This is a genomic window from Arthrobacter sp. CAN_A2 (genome assembly GCF_015752045.1).
Taxonomy (GTDB): domain Bacteria; phylum Actinomycetota; class Actinomycetes; order Actinomycetales; family Micrococcaceae; genus Arthrobacter_D.
Map to the genome: position 1 here is coordinate 183,549 of NZ_JADOUS010000003.1, position 14,750 is coordinate 198,298.

Genomic DNA, 14,750 nt, shown 5'->3' on the forward strand with positions numbered 1-14,750 from the left:
GGATGGGAATCGATGATGTATTCGCCGTCATCGCCGAAGGCACGCGCAGGCAGATCCTCGAGAATCTCCGTGGCGGCGACAAGGCGGTGGGGGAGCTCGTGATCGAGCTGCAGGTCAGCCAGCCGACGGTGTCGAAGCACCTGAAGGTGCTGCGGGAGGCGGGCCTGGTGAGCATGCGGGCGCAGGGACAGAAGCGCTACTACTCGCTCGACACCGCCCCGCTCGGCCGGGTACGCGACTGGCTGGCCGGGTTCGAGCCCACCACGGACCTGGTGTCCATCGCGGCCTCCGAGGACGCCCGTCAGGACCGGCTGTCCTCCTCCGACGCGACGACCGTGGCAGACGTCGTCGCCGCCCTCGAACCGGAGACGACCGATGCGTCGGACACCGCGGACGTCACGGCGCTGGCCGCCGCGGTCCTGGCAGCACCAGCGGTGCCCACCGGACCGGACGCACCGCGTCCCCCGATCGGCCGGACCATGGGCCGCGCGGCGGAGCGCGCCGCGGATCTGCTCTCCCAGCTACGTCGGCGTCGCGATCCGTCCTCGTGAGGTTCGACGGCGGGTGACCGTCGCTACCGTGCGTGCACGGCCCGCGCATCGACCGGTCGACTGTCTTTCACTTCAACCACATCAGCCACTACAGTGACTCCTTAGGCGGATTATCCTTTTGCTACAAGGCGACACGCCGAACGGTCGCCCCCGGGTGGTTTTATCGATGCCGGCCCCAGGGTGCAGTGCAAGCCTCCATGCAAAGGAACAGTGGTGAGATGGCAGACGGGAATCACTTCTCGGATGTGCAGTTTCGGACGGTCGCGGAAGTGGCCGGGCTCATGCGGGTATCGAAGATGACCGTGTACAGGCTCGTGCACGCGGGAGAGTTGCCCGCCGTGCAGTTCGGCCGTTCCTACCGGGTCCCCGAGTCCGCGGTCGAGGATTTCCTCCACCGGGCGCAGGTCGAGGGGCAGTCGGAGAGCGCCTGACCGCCGGTCGTTCGAGGGTTCCCCAAACGGATGTACCCTGTTAAGGAGCGTTTTGGGCGGGTTTCGAGCCTGCTCGACTTATTGCATCAAACGGGCAACTGCCACCAGGCACGCGTCTTTCGTCATCACCAGGGCGTGCCTCGAGGCACATCGCCGCAGTCCGCCCTGGCAACACAACAGTTTGTGAGGACTCTATGGGTTCAGTAATCAAGAAGCGCCGCAAGCGTATGGCAAAGAAGAAGCACCGCAAGCTGCTTCGCAAGACCCGTCACCAGCGCCGCAACAAGAAGTAGCCAGGCGCCCGGCCGCGAGCCGGAGTGTGCCGACCGGCCCGGATTCCCGCCTTCTGGCGTGGACGCCGGGCCGTTGTCGTCTGCGGGCTCCCGGTGGGGCCTGCGCGGGAGTCAGGGACTCCTGAACCGCGAGTACCCGCGCCACAGCCCGTAGACGGATCCGATCACGGTCGCCGCCCGCAGGCCGAGGGTCGCGGCGCGCCGCCCGCTGCGGAAGTCGTAGACCGGCCAGTTGTTCGCGCGGGCATGGCGGCGGAGTCGGCTGTCCGGGTTGATGGCCACGGGATGCCCGACGGCGGTCAGCAGCGGGATGTCGTTGTAGGAGTCGCTGTAGCCCCAGCAGCGCGAGAGGTCGAGGTTCTCCCGCTGCGCCAGGTGCAGGACCGCTGCAGCCTTGGCCGGACCGTGCAGGAAATCGCCGACCAGCCTGCCGGTGTACAGGCCGTCCGCGACCTCCCCCACCGTGCCGAGGGCGCCGGTGAGGCCGAGGCGGCTCGCGATCACGCCGGCCACCTCCACGGGAGTGCCGGTCACCAGCCAGACCTGCCGGCGGGAGGTCAGGTGCTGCTCCGCGAGGGCGCGCGCGCCGGGCCAGATCTTCGACGCGATCATCTCGTCGTAGACCTCCTCGCCGAGCGCCAGGATGTCCTCGTGGGCAATCCCGATGGCGAACGCGAGGGCGGCGTCGCGCACCGAGTTCACGTCCGTCATCGTCTCGCCGCGCATGATGAAGCGGAGCTGCTTCCAGGCCAGGCCTGCGGCGAAGCGCAGCGTGAAGGCCTTGCGCTGGTACATCTTCCGGCCGACGTGGAAGAGGCTCGCGCCGCGCATCAGGGTGTTGTCCACGTCGAAGAAGGCGGCTTCCCCCGCGATCGTCGCCGGAGGCTGGGGGGTGGGGTGCGTGACCCGTGCGGCGTCCGGCATGCTCAGAGTCTAGTTCGTCGGCTCCCCGCGCCGACGGCACCCTCTGCCGGTGCCGTTCCTGCTTCCGACGCCGCACGGGCGCAGTACCGTGGAGGGATGGAACCTCCCGTGGACATGCCCGGTGCCGGCGTCGTCCTCCTCACCCGACCCGCGTGTCACCTCTGCGAGGATGCCCGCGCCGTGGTGCAGCGGGTGACCGCCGAGCTGGGCCTCGGCTGGCGCGAGGTGTCGGCGGCCGAGGCCCCCGCGCTCGGTGCCCGGTTCGCGGAGGAACTGCCCGTCCTGTTCATCGACGGCGTCCAGCGCGACTTCTGGTCGATCGACGAGTCGAGGCTGAGGCGGCTGCTGGCCGGCGCCTGACACATCCCGCCGGTCCGGCCCGGCGTCCCGTCACGGCGGCCCGCCGCCCGGCTTGGAGGCCCCGCGCCGTCGGCATACAGTGGTGTTACTTCCGCCCCCGACGCCGAGGGATCCCGGAACCGCGACTCCCGGACCGGACGCCGCGGTGCTAGCAACGGAGCCGAGAACAGTGACAACGCCGGACATGCCAGGCCTCCACCCCGTGGGTGATGCGGCGCGCCACATCCCTCCTGCGTCGGTGGCCCGCCTCACCATCTACCTGCGTGCGCTGAATTCCCTGCTCGCGGAGGGCATCGAACGCGTGTCCTCCGAGGAACTGGCGGACGCCGCCGGAGTGAACTCGCCCAAGCTGCGCAAGGACCTCTCCTATCTCGGGTCCTACGGCACACGGGGCGTCGGGTACGACGTGCAGTACCTGAACCGGCAGATCTCGATCGCCCTCGGGCTGACACTCGACTGGCGCGTCGCCATCCTCGGCGCGGGCAACCTCGGGCGGGCCCTCGCCGGCTACTCGGGGTTCGTGTCGCGGGGCTTCGAGATCGTCGCGCTCTTCGACGCCGACCAGCTCGTCGTCGGTTCCGAGGTCGGCTACCTCAGGGTCAGCGCCGTCGACGACCTCGAGGCGGTGCTGGAGCGCACCCGCACCAACATGGCGGTGCTCGCGGTTCCCGCGGCGGTGGCCCAGGAGCTGTGCGACCGCCTCGTCGCGGCCGGGATCTCCAGCATCCTCAGCTTCGCGCCCGTGGTGCTGCAGGTGCCATCGCACGTCCAGCTGCGCAAGGTGGACATGTCCACCGAGCTGCAGATCCTGGCCTATCACGCGCAAAGGGCGCAGGAGCCGGACCTCGGTCCGATCTCCCGTGCCCAGTAAGCGGGTCTACGCGCGGCTGCGCACTCAGTACCCGAACTTCTGCGGTGCGAAGTACGGCCGCGCGGGCTTGAGGTAGGTCAGGACCACGCCGGCCACGCCCAGCAGCATGACCAGCACGCTGAACACCACCGAGAGCGCCGACGTCTCCGCCACCGCCTGTCCGGTCGACTCCGCGGCGGCGGTGAGCATGGGCGTCAGGAGGACGGTGGCGAGCACGCCCAGCACGTTGAGCGCGGCCAGCACGGTGGCGGTGATGCGGGCCCAGTTCCGGCCCTTGCGGATGAAGACGGCCAGGACCACGTACAGCGCCGCGATGATCACCGAGACCACGAGCCCGATTCCCACCCCGACCGCGGCGCCCGCCATGTCCGGCACCTCGGTCGTCAGCAGGGAGATGACGGACGACAGCAGGTAGACGACGCCGGCAGCAAGGATGAGGTAGTAGGCCCGGTCGACCTCCTTGGGCGCCGGCCCCTTCTCGGCGAGGCCCGACGCACCCGACGTCGGATAGGCATAACCCGAGGGCTGGGCGGCCTGGTGGCCGTACTGGCCGCCGTCGTCCTGCTGGCCGTACCGGGGTGGGTCCTGCTGGGGGTAGGGGTTCTGGCCGCTGCTGCCCGATCCCGGTGGATTCCAGGCGGGCCCGCCGTTCTGCCCGTCCGGGTTGTCCTGTGGTGTGCTCATCGTCGCGTCCTCCGCTGATCGGTGTCGGTCATCCGCCGCTGGTGCCCCTCGTGGATGTGGTCACCGTCAGCCTAGTTCGTGCGCTCCCGGTGGGGACAGGCCGAAACGCCGGCGGCCGGCGCCGTCGGGAGGACGACGCCGGCCGTCGGGGCCGGCTGCGGGCACCGGGCCCGAGCGACGGATCAGACCGTGGCGACCGCGGGGGCCACGAAGGCGGCCTCGATGGTGATGGTGACCTTGTCGCCGACGAGGACGCCGCCCGCTTCGAGGGCCGCGTTCCAGGTGAGGCCGAAGTCCTTGCGCGAGATGCTCGTGGAGGCGGAGACCCCGGCGCGGGTGGCGCCGAAGGGATCCACGGCCACGCCGTTGAACTCGGCGTCGAGGACCACTGCTTTGGTGATCCCGCGGATGGTGAGGTCACCGTTGATCCGGTAGGTCTCGCCGGAGCCGTCGTGGGAGGTGGAGACGAAGGTCATCTCGGGGAACTGCTCGACGTCGAAGAAGTCGGCGCCCTTGACGTGGCCGTCGCGGTTCTCGTCGCCGGAGGTGAAGGATGCGGTCCTGATGGTCGCGGAGATGCTCGAGTCCTCGAGGGACGAGCCGACGGTGAGCGCGGCGTCGACGTCCTTGAACGAGCCGCGGACCTTGCTGATGCCCGCATGGCGGACGCTGAAGCCCACTTCGCTGTGGGAGGGGTCGAAGGACCAGGTGCCGGAGGTGAGGCCTGAGGGGACAGTCATGGGGAACTCCTGAGAATGATGGCTCGCGGATGCTTACACGGGGTAGAAGCATGCGTATGCATGTTTTATTCCGCTCTTCGCTAAAATGTTCAACCAATCCACCGGACCGCCCGCAAGGGAAGGGCCGGCGCCGATTGGCCGTCGCGCGCGGCATGCGCGAAACTGGAGGGATGCAGCGATCAACCGTCCACCTGGTGCGCCACGGTGAGGTCCACAACCCGGACAGGGTCCTCTACGGGAGGCTCCCCGAGTTCCATCTCTCCGAGCTGGGCCGCCAGATGGCCATCCAGATGGCGCGGCACTTCCAGCAGCGGCGCGACGAGGGCGCCGACATCGTGCACCTCGTGGCCTCGCCGCTGGATCGTGCGCAGGAGACCGCGCAGCCCCTCGCGGACGCCCTCGGACTCACCATCTCCACCGATGAGCGCATCATCGAGGCGGAGAACCGCTTCGAGGGGATGTCGGGGATCAAGAGCAGGCTCCGGGAGCCACGGCACTGGCCGTTCCTCGTCAATCCCTTCCGCCCCTCCTGGGGTGAGCCCTACAGCCGGCAGGTCGAACGCATGATGGCGGGAGTCCATGACGCGCGCCGGCTGGCGCTCGGGCTCAGCTCGGCGAAAGGGTCGGACCGTCCCGCGGAGGCCATCCTGGTCAGCCACCAGCTCCCGATCTGGGTGACGAGGCTCGCCGCCGAACACCGCCGGCTCTGGCACGACCCGCGGGAGCGCGAGTGCACGCTCACGTCCGTCACGTCCCTCGACTTCGACGGCGACACCATCCGGCGCGTGCGCTACGCCGAGCCGTGCGCGGACCTGTTGCCCGAGGCGGCGAATGTCCCCGGCGCGTAATAGAATTACTACACGTCGTAGAAATCAACGGAAGAAGCCGTGACCAGACCCGTCCGTCCCGCATCGCGCCGCCGCGTGCTCACGCTGCGCCTCGCGCTCGCCTTCGCCGTGCCGGTCTCGCTCGCGATGACGTCCTGCGCGGCGGATGACCCCCTCGCGCAGCAGGCCGCTGCGGGGGACGGCAAGAACTACATCGCGGGCGACGGCTCGGTCACCGAGTACGCGGAGAGCGACAGGGGAGAGCCCGTCGAGGTCGCCGGGACTCTGTTCGACGGCACCGCCGTGTCGAGTGCCGACTGGGACGGCCAGGTCACCGTGCTCAACTTCTGGTACGCCGCCTGTGCCCCCTGCCGTGAGGAAGCACCCGACCTCGTCTCGCTGCACGAGGACTACGCGCCCCAGGGGGCCGTCTTCTACGGTGTGAACATCCGCGACGAGCAGGCCACGGCAGAAGCCTTCGAACGCAGCTTCGGCATCCCGTACGAGAGCTTCGACGACAAGGACGGCGGCGTGCTGCTGGACATGACGCAGTACGTCCCGCCGCAGGCGGTCCCCACCACGATCGTGCTGGACCGGGAGGGGCGCGTCTCGGCGCGGATCCTCGGACTCGCGGACCGCAGCACGCTCAAGGCCCTGATCTCCGATGCCCTCGCCGAATAGCGCGCCGGGCCGGGCATGCCGATGACGGGGCCGCTGGCCGCGTCGATGCCCCTTGCCGTGGGCAACGCCTTCGCCGACGCCGTCCTGAACGGCTCCATGATGCTGGCACTGCCCGTCGCCCTCCTGGCGGGTCTCGTCTCGTTCGTCTCTCCCTGCGTCCTGCCCTTGGTCCCGGGCTACCTCGGGTACGTGACGGGACTGACCGGTGTCGACCTCGAGAAGCAGCGGAAGGGCCGCATGCTCGCCGGGATCGGCCTGTTCGTCCTCGGTTTCTCGGTGGTGTTCATGGCCTACGGGACGCTCTTCGGCCAGCTCGGAGCCTTCCTGCGGGTCTCCCAGGGGTGGCTCCTCCAGGTGCTCGGGGTCGTCGTGATCCTCCTGGGCATCATCTTCATGGGCGGACTGTCCTGGTTCCAGCGGGAGAGCCGCCTCCACGCGAAGGTCCCCGCAGGGCTCCTGGGCGCGCCCCTGCTCGGGGTGACCTTCGGGCTCGGCTGGGCGCCGTGCATCGGGCCCACGCTGGGCGCGGTGCAGCTGCTCGCCATCTCCGGCAACGACGCCACGGCCCTGAAGGGCGCCGTCCTCACCTTCGTGTACTGCCTCGGGCTCGGCCTGCCGTTCCTGCTGATCGCCCTCGGCGTGCGGCGCGGCATGGGTGCGCTCGCGTTCTTCCGGAAGCACCGGCTCCTGCTGCAGCGTTCCGGGGGAGGGCTCCTGGTGCTCGTGGGCGTCCTCATGGTCACGGGCGTCTGGAACCTCTGGATCACCCAGCTGCAGGATCTCCTGATCGGCAACGTCGTCCTCCCGATCTGATCGGCGGACGCGCACGGCACGGAATCGAAATCAACTTGATGGAAGGCCCACAGTGAAGCAGGACGTCACACAGGACACGAGGGACAGGCCGGGCGCCTCGAAGGCCCGGTCCGACGCCGTCCTGCCCTCCCTCGGCTTCTTCGGGACCCTGCGGTGGGCCTGGACGCAGCTCACGAGCATGCGCACCGCGCTGTTCCTGCTCCTGCTGCTGGCCGTCGCCGCGGTTCCCGGCTCTCTGTTCCCGCAGCGCCCCGCCAATCCCGCCGTCGTCACGCAGTACCTCCAGGACAACCCCGACTCCGGGCCCATCCTCGACTGGTTCCAGCTCTTCGACGTCTATTCGTCGGTCTGGTTCTCCGCCATCTACCTCCTGCTCTTCATCTCCCTCATCGGCTGCGTGATCCCCCGCGCGATCGCGCACTTCAGGGCGGTGCGCTCCACGCCGCCGCGCACGCCGAAGCGGCTCTCACGCCTGCCCGTCTACGGCACGCTCGAGGTCCCGGCGGATCAGGCCCGTAGCGCGGGGATCACCCCGGCTGCGGCCGCCGAGCAGGCCGCGGCCATGCTCCGGAAGCGCGGGTACCGCGTGGACGTGCGGGACGCCGACACCGACCGCCCCTCGGTGGGCGCCGAGCGCGGACTCGCCAAGGAGCTCGGCAACCTCGTGTTCCACACCTCCCTGATCGGGGTCCTGGTCTCGGTCGCGGTCGGAGGGCTGTTCGGCTACAACGGCCAGAAGGTCATCGTGGAGGGTGACAGCTTCGTCAACACCCTGATCGGCTACGACTCCTTCAACCCGGGCTCCAACTTCTCCGACGACCGGCTCGAGCCGTACTCGCTCCGGCTGGACTCCTTCGACGTCCGCTTCGACCGCGAGCAGGAGAGCCACTACGGGCAGCCGCTGGACTTCACCGCCAACCTGACCACGCAGGACGGGCCCGGCGGGGCCGAGGAATCCCAGGTCCTCAAGGTCAACGCGCCGATCACGATCGGCGGGACGAACGTGTACCTCGTCGGCAACGGCTACGCGCCGGTCGTGACGGTCCGCGACGGCGACGGCAACATCGCCTCGCAGGGTCCCGTCGTCTCCGTGCCGTCGGACGGGCTCTACACGTCGCTGATCGTCATCAAGGCCCCGGACGCCAAGCCCGACCAGCTCGGGTTCGTGGGATTCTTCCTCCCCACGGCGTTCGTGGACGAGCAGGGCGTCTCCTTCTCCCGCGACCCGGATCCCTTCAACCCCCAGCTCAACCTCAACTCCTACTACGGGGACCTGGGGCTCGACGACGGCACCCCGGAGAACGTGTACGTCCTGGACACCGAGGACCTGACGGAGCTGAACAGCCGAACCAGCGACGACGGCGGGATCGTGCTCGGCGTCGGCCAAACCTACGACCTGCCCGAGGGCAAGGGCTCGGTCACGTTCGACGGGCTGAAGCGCTACGTCGCCCTCGACATCCACCACGACCCCGGGGAGGTCGGCGCGCTCGTCTTCTCGACGCTCGCCCTGCTCGGCCTGACGGCATCGCTGTTCATCGGACGGCGGAGGCTCTGGGTCCGCACCGGGGAGCACCCCGACGGCCGCCTCATGGTCGAATACGGGCTGCTCGCGCGCGGCGAGGACCACCGGCTCCCCGCGGAGGGCCAGGCCGTGGAGAAGCTGCTCGCGGACCGCTGGTTGGTGCCGGACGGCGGCACGGGAGAAAATAAGGTGCCTGAGGCCGCATCGTCGGCGGCAGGCACGGGGCAGTCGCACCACAACTCAAAGGACAACTGATGCCACAACCAGTCAACGCAGAGCTCGGGCAGGTCAGTGAGCTCTTCATGCTGCTGGCCTCCATCGCCTACGTGGCGGCCCTGATCTTCTTCGTGCTCGACCTCGTGCGATCGAGCACGACCATCGGCTCGCTCGAGACCCGGCTCGCCGAGGAGAAGGCCACACCCGCCCTCGCCGGCGTCGGTGCGCGTGGGGGCTCGACGTCGACCGCCGTGCCGGCCGGTCCCGCCACTGCCGACGACTCGATGGACTACGGCTCCGGGCCCCGACGTGGTTCGGCGCGTATCGCCGTCTCGTTGACGGTGCTCGCCGCCGTCATCCACGGTGCCGCCGTCGTCACCCGCGGCGTCGCCGCGCACCGTGTGCCGTGGGGCAACATGTACGAGTTCTGCACCACCGGCGCGTTCCTCGTCGCCGCGATCTTCCTGATCACGCTCACCCGCAAGGACCTCCGCTTCGTCGGGTCCTTCGTGGTGGGCCTCGTCGTCGTCATGCTGTGCGCGGCCACCGTCGGTTTCCCCACGCCCGTCGCGCGGCTGATCCCGGCGCTGCAGAGCTACTGGCTGATCGTGCACGTCTCCATCGCGGTCGCCTCCTCCGCACTGTTCACCATCACCTTCGCGATGTCGGTGCTGCAGCTCCTCCAGTCCTCCCGCGAGGCCAAGCTCCTCGCGGGCAAGGCGGACACGGCGAGGTTCCTGCGCCTGGTGCCGTCCGCGCTGAGCCTCGAGAACCTCGCCTACCGCCTCAACGCCATCGCGTTCGTGGGCTGGACCTTCACCCTCATGGCCGGCGCCATCTGGGCCGAGCAGGCCTGGGGCCGGTACTGGGGCTGGGATACCAAGGAGGTCTGGACCTTCGTGATCTGGACCGTCTACGCCGGCTACCTGCACGCCCGTGCGACCCGCGGGTGGACGGGCACGCGCGCCGCGTGGCTCTCGATCGTCGGCTACCTCTGCATCGTCTTCAACTTCACGATCGTCAACATCTACTTCTCGGGCCTCCACAGCTACGCGGGGGTCTAGCGACTGCTGCTGCGGGGGCGGCTGCGGCCGTGCCCGGGCCATACGAGAGCCCCGCAGCTCCTGCTGCGGGGCTCTCGTGTGTCCGGAGCCAGTAGGGCATCAGGCGCCCGAGGAGCCCGAACCGGCGTCGAACCTGCCCACCGAGCGGGTCGGCTCGGTGGGCATAAACAGGTATGCCCACCGACTTCTCTCAGTCGGTGGGCGTACCTGTCGTGCAGGGTCGACGGGCGGCCTCGCTGGATCGTCGCGGGTGCGGGGGACCGCCCGTCAGGGCTGGTGGGCTCCCGTGGGGCCAGGTCCGGCGTCGTCGTTGCCGTCGCCGTCGTGCTTGCCGTCCTGTGCGGGGTTGTTCTTCCCGGCATCGCGGGCCTTGGCCTCGCGCTCCTTCTGCTCCTGCTCGCGGCGGCGCCTCTCCTGCTCGCGGGCCTGCTGCCATCGCTGGGTCTCGAGGTTCTGCAGGAAGGCGGGATCGTCGTCGGGGGCCGTCGGCTGGCGGGGGGCCGGGCGGCGGGGACCGGGAGGGCCTTCGCTGCGGGGACGGCCGAACAGGAACCACATGCCCGCTCCGATGAGCGGCAGGAGCAGGATGGTGATGAACCACGCGGTCTTCGAGATGCTCCGCACTTCGTGTTTTCGGCTCATGACGCAGTCGATCAGTGCATAGATGACGACGGCGACCCCGAGGATCGCGGCGAACAGCAGGAGGCGGGGCATGCGCCAATTGTAGGCGAGTAAACTTGGAGAGTGGCCTTCCTCAAATTCACCGCCCTCCGACTGCTCCTGATCGTCGTCTTCTACGTGGCGTGCGTCCTGCTGGGGCTCGGCCTCTTCCTCTCGGCCGTCGTGGCAGCCATCCTCGCCTGGTGCGTGACCTACCTGTTCGCGCGGGATCTCCGGGATGCCGCCGCAGCGACCCTGCAGCGCCGCATGGCTCCGGGCGCCCCGCCGGTCCGGACGGCCGTCGAGCTCGACGACGCCGCGGCCGAGGACGCACTCGATCCCAATATGCCCGTCAACGCCGACCGCAAGCCCCGCCGCGACGCGGCGTGAGTCCCGCACCGGCGTCGCAGTAGCGGTCTGCAGGTCCGGTGGCGCAGCAGCGTCGCTCGAGCGGTGACGGCCCGGCGTCGCAGTAGCGGTCCCGCAGGTTCGGTGTCGCTCGAGCGGCGCGGCCGCGGCGACGCAGTAGCGGTCCGCAGGTCCGGCCTCCTGGGAGCGGCCGGGAATCCTGTCAGGCGAGGGCCCGCGTGATCACGATGCCCGCCGCGAACAGGATGCTGAACGCCAGGTTGATCAGTCCCGTCTGCTTGAGGACGGGGATCAGGCTCGTGCGCTGCGTGCCCGTGAGCATCAGCCGGCTCGGCTTCAGGCAGGCCGGGACGAGCAGCAGGACGAGCAGCATCCAGGGGTACTCCCCGCTCAGGAACAGCGGCAGCAGGACGGCGGCGGCGAGCATCATCACGTAGCTGATCCGTGCGGCGGTGTCGCCGAGCCTCACGGCCAGGGTCTTCTTCCCGACGGCGGTGTCGGTCGGGATGTCGCGGACGTTGTTCGCCATCAGCAGGGCCATGGCGATCAGGCCCGTGCCCACCGCTCCGATCCACGCGGCCGCGCTGAGCTGGCCCGCCTGGGTGAACGTGGTGCCGAGGGTCGCGACCAGTCCGAAGAACACGAAGACGAACACGTCGCCCAGTCCCAGGTACCCGTACGGATTCTTGCCGCCCGTGTAGCCCCACGCGGCGGCGATGCAGCCCACGCCGACGAGCAGCAGGATCCACGACGCCTGGGACAGCACGATCAGGGCCAGTCCGGCGAGCATGGCCACGCCGAAGCAGGCGAAGGCGGCGAGCTTCACATGCCGGGGCTGTGCGACCCCGGACCCGGTGAGGCGCAGTGGGCCCACCCGGACGTCGTCCGTCCCCCGGATGCCGTCCGAGTAGTCGTTCGCGTAGTTCACGCCGACCTGCAGCAGCACCGAGACGATCAACGCGAGCGCCGCATGGAGGGGCTTGAAGGATTCCAGCCCGACGGCGGCAGCGCTTCCGACGATCACGGGGGCGAACGCCATCGGCAGCGTGCGGGGGCGGGCTCCTTCGAGCCACTGAGCGGCAGTCGCCACGGATCAGTCCTTCAGGTCGGGTGGGTGGAGCGGGAGGTCCGTCGGACGCCTAGGCGCGTTCGAGGAGCTGGTGGATGGTCCGGCGATCGGGCTTGCCGCCCGGCAGCAGGGGAAGGGCATCGAGCGTCACGATGGACTTGGGGACGGCATGCGCCCCCAGTTCCACGTGGACCGCCTGCCGGATGACGTCGGCATCGACGTCACCGACGATCGCCGCGGCGACCGCCGTGCCCCACTCCTCGCTGCGGATGCCGAGGACCATGGCCTGTTCGACGCCGGGCAGGGCCTGGATGACGTCGGAGACCCTCGTCGCCGAGACCTTCAGCGCGCCGGTGATGATGACGTCGTCGAGCCGGCCGTGCACGGTGACGGAGCCGTCCGTCGCCACTTCCCCGGCGTCGTCCGTCACGAACCAGCGCTGCCCGGCGTTGAAGACGAACTTCTCCGCCGTGAGCTCGGGCGCGTCGAGGTATCCATCCGCGAGGACGGGGCCGCCGGTCCGCAGCCGGCCGTCCACGGAGCGGAGCTCGACGCCGTCGAGCGGGGTGCCGTCGTAGACGCACCCGCCGCAGGTCTCACTCATGCCGTAGGTCTCGACGATCTTCAGGTCCTGGCTGCGGGCGAGGGACCGCAGGGACACCCCGGCCGGCGCACCCCCGAGGAGGATCGCGTCGAAGCGGCGCAGGAGCTGGAGGGTCTCGCGCGACGGGTCGGCCAGGAGCCGGTGGAGCTGCGTGGGCACGAGTGAGGTGAACCGGACGCGGTCCGTCAGCTCGCCCGCGGCGTCGGTGAAGGCCTGCGGCGTGAAGCCCGCGGAGGTGTCCATGGCCCAGGGCTGCGTGCCGGCGTACAGGGAGCGCACGAGCACCTGGAATCCGGCGACATAGTGCACCGGCAGCGTGAGGAGCCACTGGCCCTCCGCCCCGAGGGCGAACGCCGTGCCCATGGCCGACGCCGCGAGCGCGTCGACGCTGAGCATGGTCTGTTTGGGGGTCCCCGTGGATCCGGAGGTGCTGATGACCGCCGCGATCTCGTCGTTGGGCAGCTCGCCGCCGAACAGCTGATCGGGCCTCACGTGCGGGGCGACCGCGGGACCCTCGCCGGCGAGGGCCGCGGCGAGGGGCTTGAGCAGCCCGAGGGCGTCGAAGCCCTCGGGGGTGTGCACGGGGAGGAGTTCCACGCCGCTCCTAGAAGTAGTAGGGGAACGAGGACCAGTCCGGGGAGCGCTTCTCGAGGAACGCCTCCTTGCCCTCCACCGCTTCGTCCGTCATGTACGCGAGGCGGGTCGCCTCGCCGGCGAAGACCTGCTGGCCGGCGAGGCCGTCGTCGGCGAGGTTGAAGGCGAACTTGAGCATGCGGAGGGCCTGCGGGCTCTGGCGGGCGATATCGGCCGCGTACGCGAGCGCGGTGACCTCGAGCTCCCCGTGGTCGACGGCCTCGTTGACCGCCCCCATGTCCACCATGTCCTGCGCGGAATATTCGCGGGCCAGGAAGAAGATCTCCCGCGCCTTCTTCTGGCCGATCTGCCGGGCCAGGAGGGCGGATCCGTACCCGGCGTCGAAGCTGCCCACGGTGGCATCCGTCTGCTTGAACCGGCCGTGCTGCGCGGACGCGATCGTGAGGTCCGCGACGACGTGCAGGCTGTGCCCGCCGCCGGCGGCCCACCCGTTGACGACGGCGATGACCACCTTCGGCATGGTGCGGATCAGCCGCTGCACCTCGAGGATGTGGAGGCGTCCGGCCCGCGCCGGGTCGATCGTCTCCTTCGTCTCGCCCTCCGCGTACCGGTAGCCGTCGCGGCCCCGGATCCGCTGGTCGCCGCCCGAGCAGAAGGAGTGGCCGCCGTCGCGGGGGCTCGGCCCGTTGCCGGTGAGCAGCACGGTGGCGACGTCGGGTGTCATGCGGGCATGGTCGAGAGCCCGGTACAGCTCGTCGACGGTCCCGGGACGGAACGCGTTGCGCACCTCGGGGCGATCGAAGGCGATCCGCACGGTGGGCAGGTCGCGGACGACGGCCCCGCCGGCGTCGCGCTCCACCTGGCGGTGGTACGTCATGTCGGTGAAATCCTCGAAGCCCGTGACGACCCGCCAGCGGGTGGGGTCGAAGATGTCGGATACCTTGGCGGGGAGCTCTGAAGTCACCCGTCGAGTCTAGCGGCGCGGGCCGTGCCGGGCGCCCCGGCCCGCGCCGGTCATGCGATGCAGAACTCGTTGTCCTCGGGATCGAGCATGACGTACCAGGCGTGCGGCCCCTGGGAGTGCTGCTCCACGTACCGCGCGCCCCGCGCCTCGAGCCGTGCCCGCTGGGCGTCGCGGTCCGTACCTCCGAGGTCGACGTCGATGTGCACCCGGTTCTTGGCGGTCTTCGGCTCGGGCACGGGCTGCAAGAGGATGCGCTCGCGGCCCGTCCGGCCGACGTCGTCAGCCCGGCAGATGGCGGCGCCGTCCTTCCAGACGCGCCTGCCGTGGTGCGTGATGACGTCGGACTCCTGCGCGAACCCCTGCGCGATCATCCGGTCGATGAACGCCTCGTCGGTCGGTTCGACGACCCAGCCGAGCGTCTCCGCCCACCAGTCCGCCTGGGCGTGCGGATCCCTGCAGTCGATCGAGATCTGGACGGAGAAAGGCATGACCGCAGGCTAGGACCTCCGGCGC

19 protein-coding genes are annotated in these 14,750 nt (G+C 69.8%); 11 read left to right on the forward strand and 8 right to left on the reverse strand.

Features of this window, described 5'->3' with window-relative positions; genetic code table 11:
• The first annotated feature begins 2 nt into the window (after positions 1–2).
• The 3 genes from IWX63_RS05240 (at position 3) to IWX63_RS05250 (ending at position 1,275) form a co-directional block, all read left to right on the forward strand.
• Positions 3–551: an ArsR/SmtB family transcription factor gene (locus IWX63_RS05240; protein ID WP_199277100.1), complete on the forward strand. Its 549-nt coding sequence runs from the start codon at positions 3–5 to the stop codon at positions 549–551.
• Positions 552–769: 218 nt separating this feature from the next.
• The gene (locus tag IWX63_RS05245; RefSeq protein ID WP_199277101.1) at positions 770–982 is read left to right on the forward strand and encodes a helix-turn-helix domain-containing protein; all 213 of its coding nucleotides are present in this window, start codon (positions 770–772) and stop codon (positions 980–982) included.
• Positions 983–1,176: 194 nt separating this feature from the next.
• The gene (locus IWX63_RS05250) at positions 1,177–1,275 is read left to right on the forward strand and encodes a 30S ribosomal protein bS22 (RefSeq protein ID WP_003792170.1); all 99 of its coding nucleotides are present in this window, start codon (positions 1,177–1,179) and stop codon (positions 1,273–1,275) included.
• A 111-nt stretch (positions 1,276–1,386) separates the two neighbouring features.
• On the opposite strand, the gene IWX63_RS05255 is transcribed toward IWX63_RS05250, so the two are convergent.
• Complete coding sequence (locus IWX63_RS05255; RefSeq protein WP_199277102.1) at positions 1,387–2,199, reverse strand: HAD family hydrolase; 813 nt, start codon at positions 2,197–2,199, stop codon at positions 1,387–1,389.
• 96 nt (positions 2,200–2,295) lie between these two features.
• Here IWX63_RS05255 and IWX63_RS05260 point away from each other — a divergent pair, with 96 nt between their 5' ends.
• On the forward strand, positions 2,296–2,559 hold the full coding sequence (locus tag IWX63_RS05260) for a glutaredoxin family protein (RefSeq protein ID WP_334685656.1): 264 nt from the start codon (positions 2,296–2,298) through the stop codon (positions 2,557–2,559).
• A gap of 184 nt (positions 2,560–2,743) precedes the next feature.
• On the forward strand, positions 2,744–3,430 hold the full coding sequence (locus IWX63_RS05265; RefSeq protein WP_199277103.1) for a redox-sensing transcriptional repressor Rex: 687 nt from the start codon (positions 2,744–2,746) through the stop codon (positions 3,428–3,430).
• A gap of 24 nt (positions 3,431–3,454) precedes the next feature.
• On the opposite strand, the gene IWX63_RS05270 is transcribed toward IWX63_RS05265, so the two are convergent.
• Both IWX63_RS05270 and IWX63_RS05275 read right to left on the reverse strand, forming a co-directional pair.
• Positions 3,455–4,114: a hypothetical protein gene (locus IWX63_RS05270; protein WP_199277104.1), complete on the reverse strand. Its 660-nt coding sequence runs from the start codon at positions 4,112–4,114 to the stop codon at positions 3,455–3,457.
• A gap of 182 nt (positions 4,115–4,296) precedes the next feature.
• A complete protein-coding gene (locus tag IWX63_RS05275) occupies positions 4,297–4,854 on the reverse strand; it encodes a YceI family protein (protein ID WP_199277105.1) in 558 nt (185 codons plus the stop codon).
• Positions 4,855–5,024: 170 nt separating this feature from the next.
• Here IWX63_RS05275 and IWX63_RS05280 point away from each other — a divergent pair, with 170 nt between their 5' ends.
• From IWX63_RS05280 to ccsB, 5 genes are read left to right on the forward strand one after another with little or no spacing between them, the layout of a single operon-like run.
• Positions 5,025–5,702 carry a histidine phosphatase family protein gene (locus tag IWX63_RS05280; protein WP_199277106.1) on the forward strand — a complete coding sequence of 226 codons (678 nt, stop codon included), beginning with the start codon at positions 5,025–5,027 and terminating at the stop codon, positions 5,700–5,702.
• A 39-nt stretch (positions 5,703–5,741) separates the two neighbouring features.
• Positions 5,742–6,362 (forward strand): TlpA family protein disulfide reductase, encoded by a 621-nt coding sequence (locus tag IWX63_RS05285; RefSeq protein ID WP_442859097.1) that lies wholly within the window; start codon positions 5,742–5,744, stop codon positions 6,360–6,362.
• A 57-nt stretch (positions 6,363–6,419) separates the two neighbouring features.
• Positions 6,420–7,175 carry a cytochrome c biogenesis CcdA family protein gene (locus IWX63_RS05290; protein WP_199277244.1) on the forward strand — a complete coding sequence of 252 codons (756 nt, stop codon included), beginning with the start codon at positions 6,420–6,422 and terminating at the stop codon, positions 7,173–7,175.
• A gap of 52 nt (positions 7,176–7,227) precedes the next feature.
• Positions 7,228–8,952 carry a cytochrome c biogenesis protein ResB gene (gene resB, locus IWX63_RS05295; RefSeq protein ID WP_199277107.1) on the forward strand — a complete coding sequence of 575 codons (1,725 nt, stop codon included), beginning with the start codon at positions 7,228–7,230 and terminating at the stop codon, positions 8,950–8,952.
• The gene (ccsB, locus tag IWX63_RS05300) at positions 8,952–9,977 is read left to right on the forward strand and encodes a c-type cytochrome biogenesis protein CcsB (RefSeq protein ID WP_199277108.1); all 1,026 of its coding nucleotides are present in this window, start codon (positions 8,952–8,954) and stop codon (positions 9,975–9,977) included. Before resB ends, ccsB begins: the two co-directional genes overlap by 1 nt.
• 267 nt (positions 9,978–10,244) lie before the next feature.
• On the opposite strand, the gene IWX63_RS05305 is transcribed toward ccsB, so the two are convergent.
• Positions 10,245–10,691 carry a PLD nuclease N-terminal domain-containing protein gene (locus IWX63_RS05305; RefSeq protein ID WP_199277109.1) on the reverse strand — a complete coding sequence of 149 codons (447 nt, stop codon included), beginning with the start codon at positions 10,689–10,691 and terminating at the stop codon, positions 10,245–10,247.
• A gap of 30 nt (positions 10,692–10,721) precedes the next feature.
• Here IWX63_RS05305 and IWX63_RS05310 point away from each other — a divergent pair, with 30 nt between their 5' ends.
• Positions 10,722–11,027 (forward strand): DUF4229 domain-containing protein, encoded by a 306-nt coding sequence (locus IWX63_RS05310; protein ID WP_043441901.1) that lies wholly within the window; start codon positions 10,722–10,724, stop codon positions 11,025–11,027.
• A gap of 181 nt (positions 11,028–11,208) precedes the next feature.
• Here the strand turns inward: IWX63_RS05310 and IWX63_RS05315 are convergent, their stop codons facing one another.
• The 4 genes from IWX63_RS05315 to IWX63_RS05330 are packed head-to-tail and all read right to left on the reverse strand — an operon-like array spanning position 11,209 to position 14,725.
• Positions 11,209–12,096 carry a 1,4-dihydroxy-2-naphthoate polyprenyltransferase gene (locus tag IWX63_RS05315; protein ID WP_199277110.1) on the reverse strand — a complete coding sequence of 296 codons (888 nt, stop codon included), beginning with the start codon at positions 12,094–12,096 and terminating at the stop codon, positions 11,209–11,211.
• Between the two features lie 49 nt (positions 12,097–12,145).
• Positions 12,146–13,276 carry an AMP-binding protein gene (locus IWX63_RS05320; RefSeq protein ID WP_199277111.1) on the reverse strand — a complete coding sequence of 377 codons (1,131 nt, stop codon included), beginning with the start codon at positions 13,274–13,276 and terminating at the stop codon, positions 12,146–12,148.
• A gap of 7 nt (positions 13,277–13,283) precedes the next feature.
• A complete protein-coding gene (locus IWX63_RS05325) occupies positions 13,284–14,237 on the reverse strand; it encodes a 1,4-dihydroxy-2-naphthoyl-CoA synthase (RefSeq protein WP_199277112.1) in 954 nt (317 codons plus the stop codon).
• A gap of 50 nt (positions 14,238–14,287) precedes the next feature.
• On the reverse strand, positions 14,288–14,725 hold the full coding sequence (locus IWX63_RS05330; protein WP_199277113.1) for a VOC family protein: 438 nt from the start codon (positions 14,723–14,725) through the stop codon (positions 14,288–14,290).
• Positions 14,726–14,750: the final 25 nt, after the last annotated feature.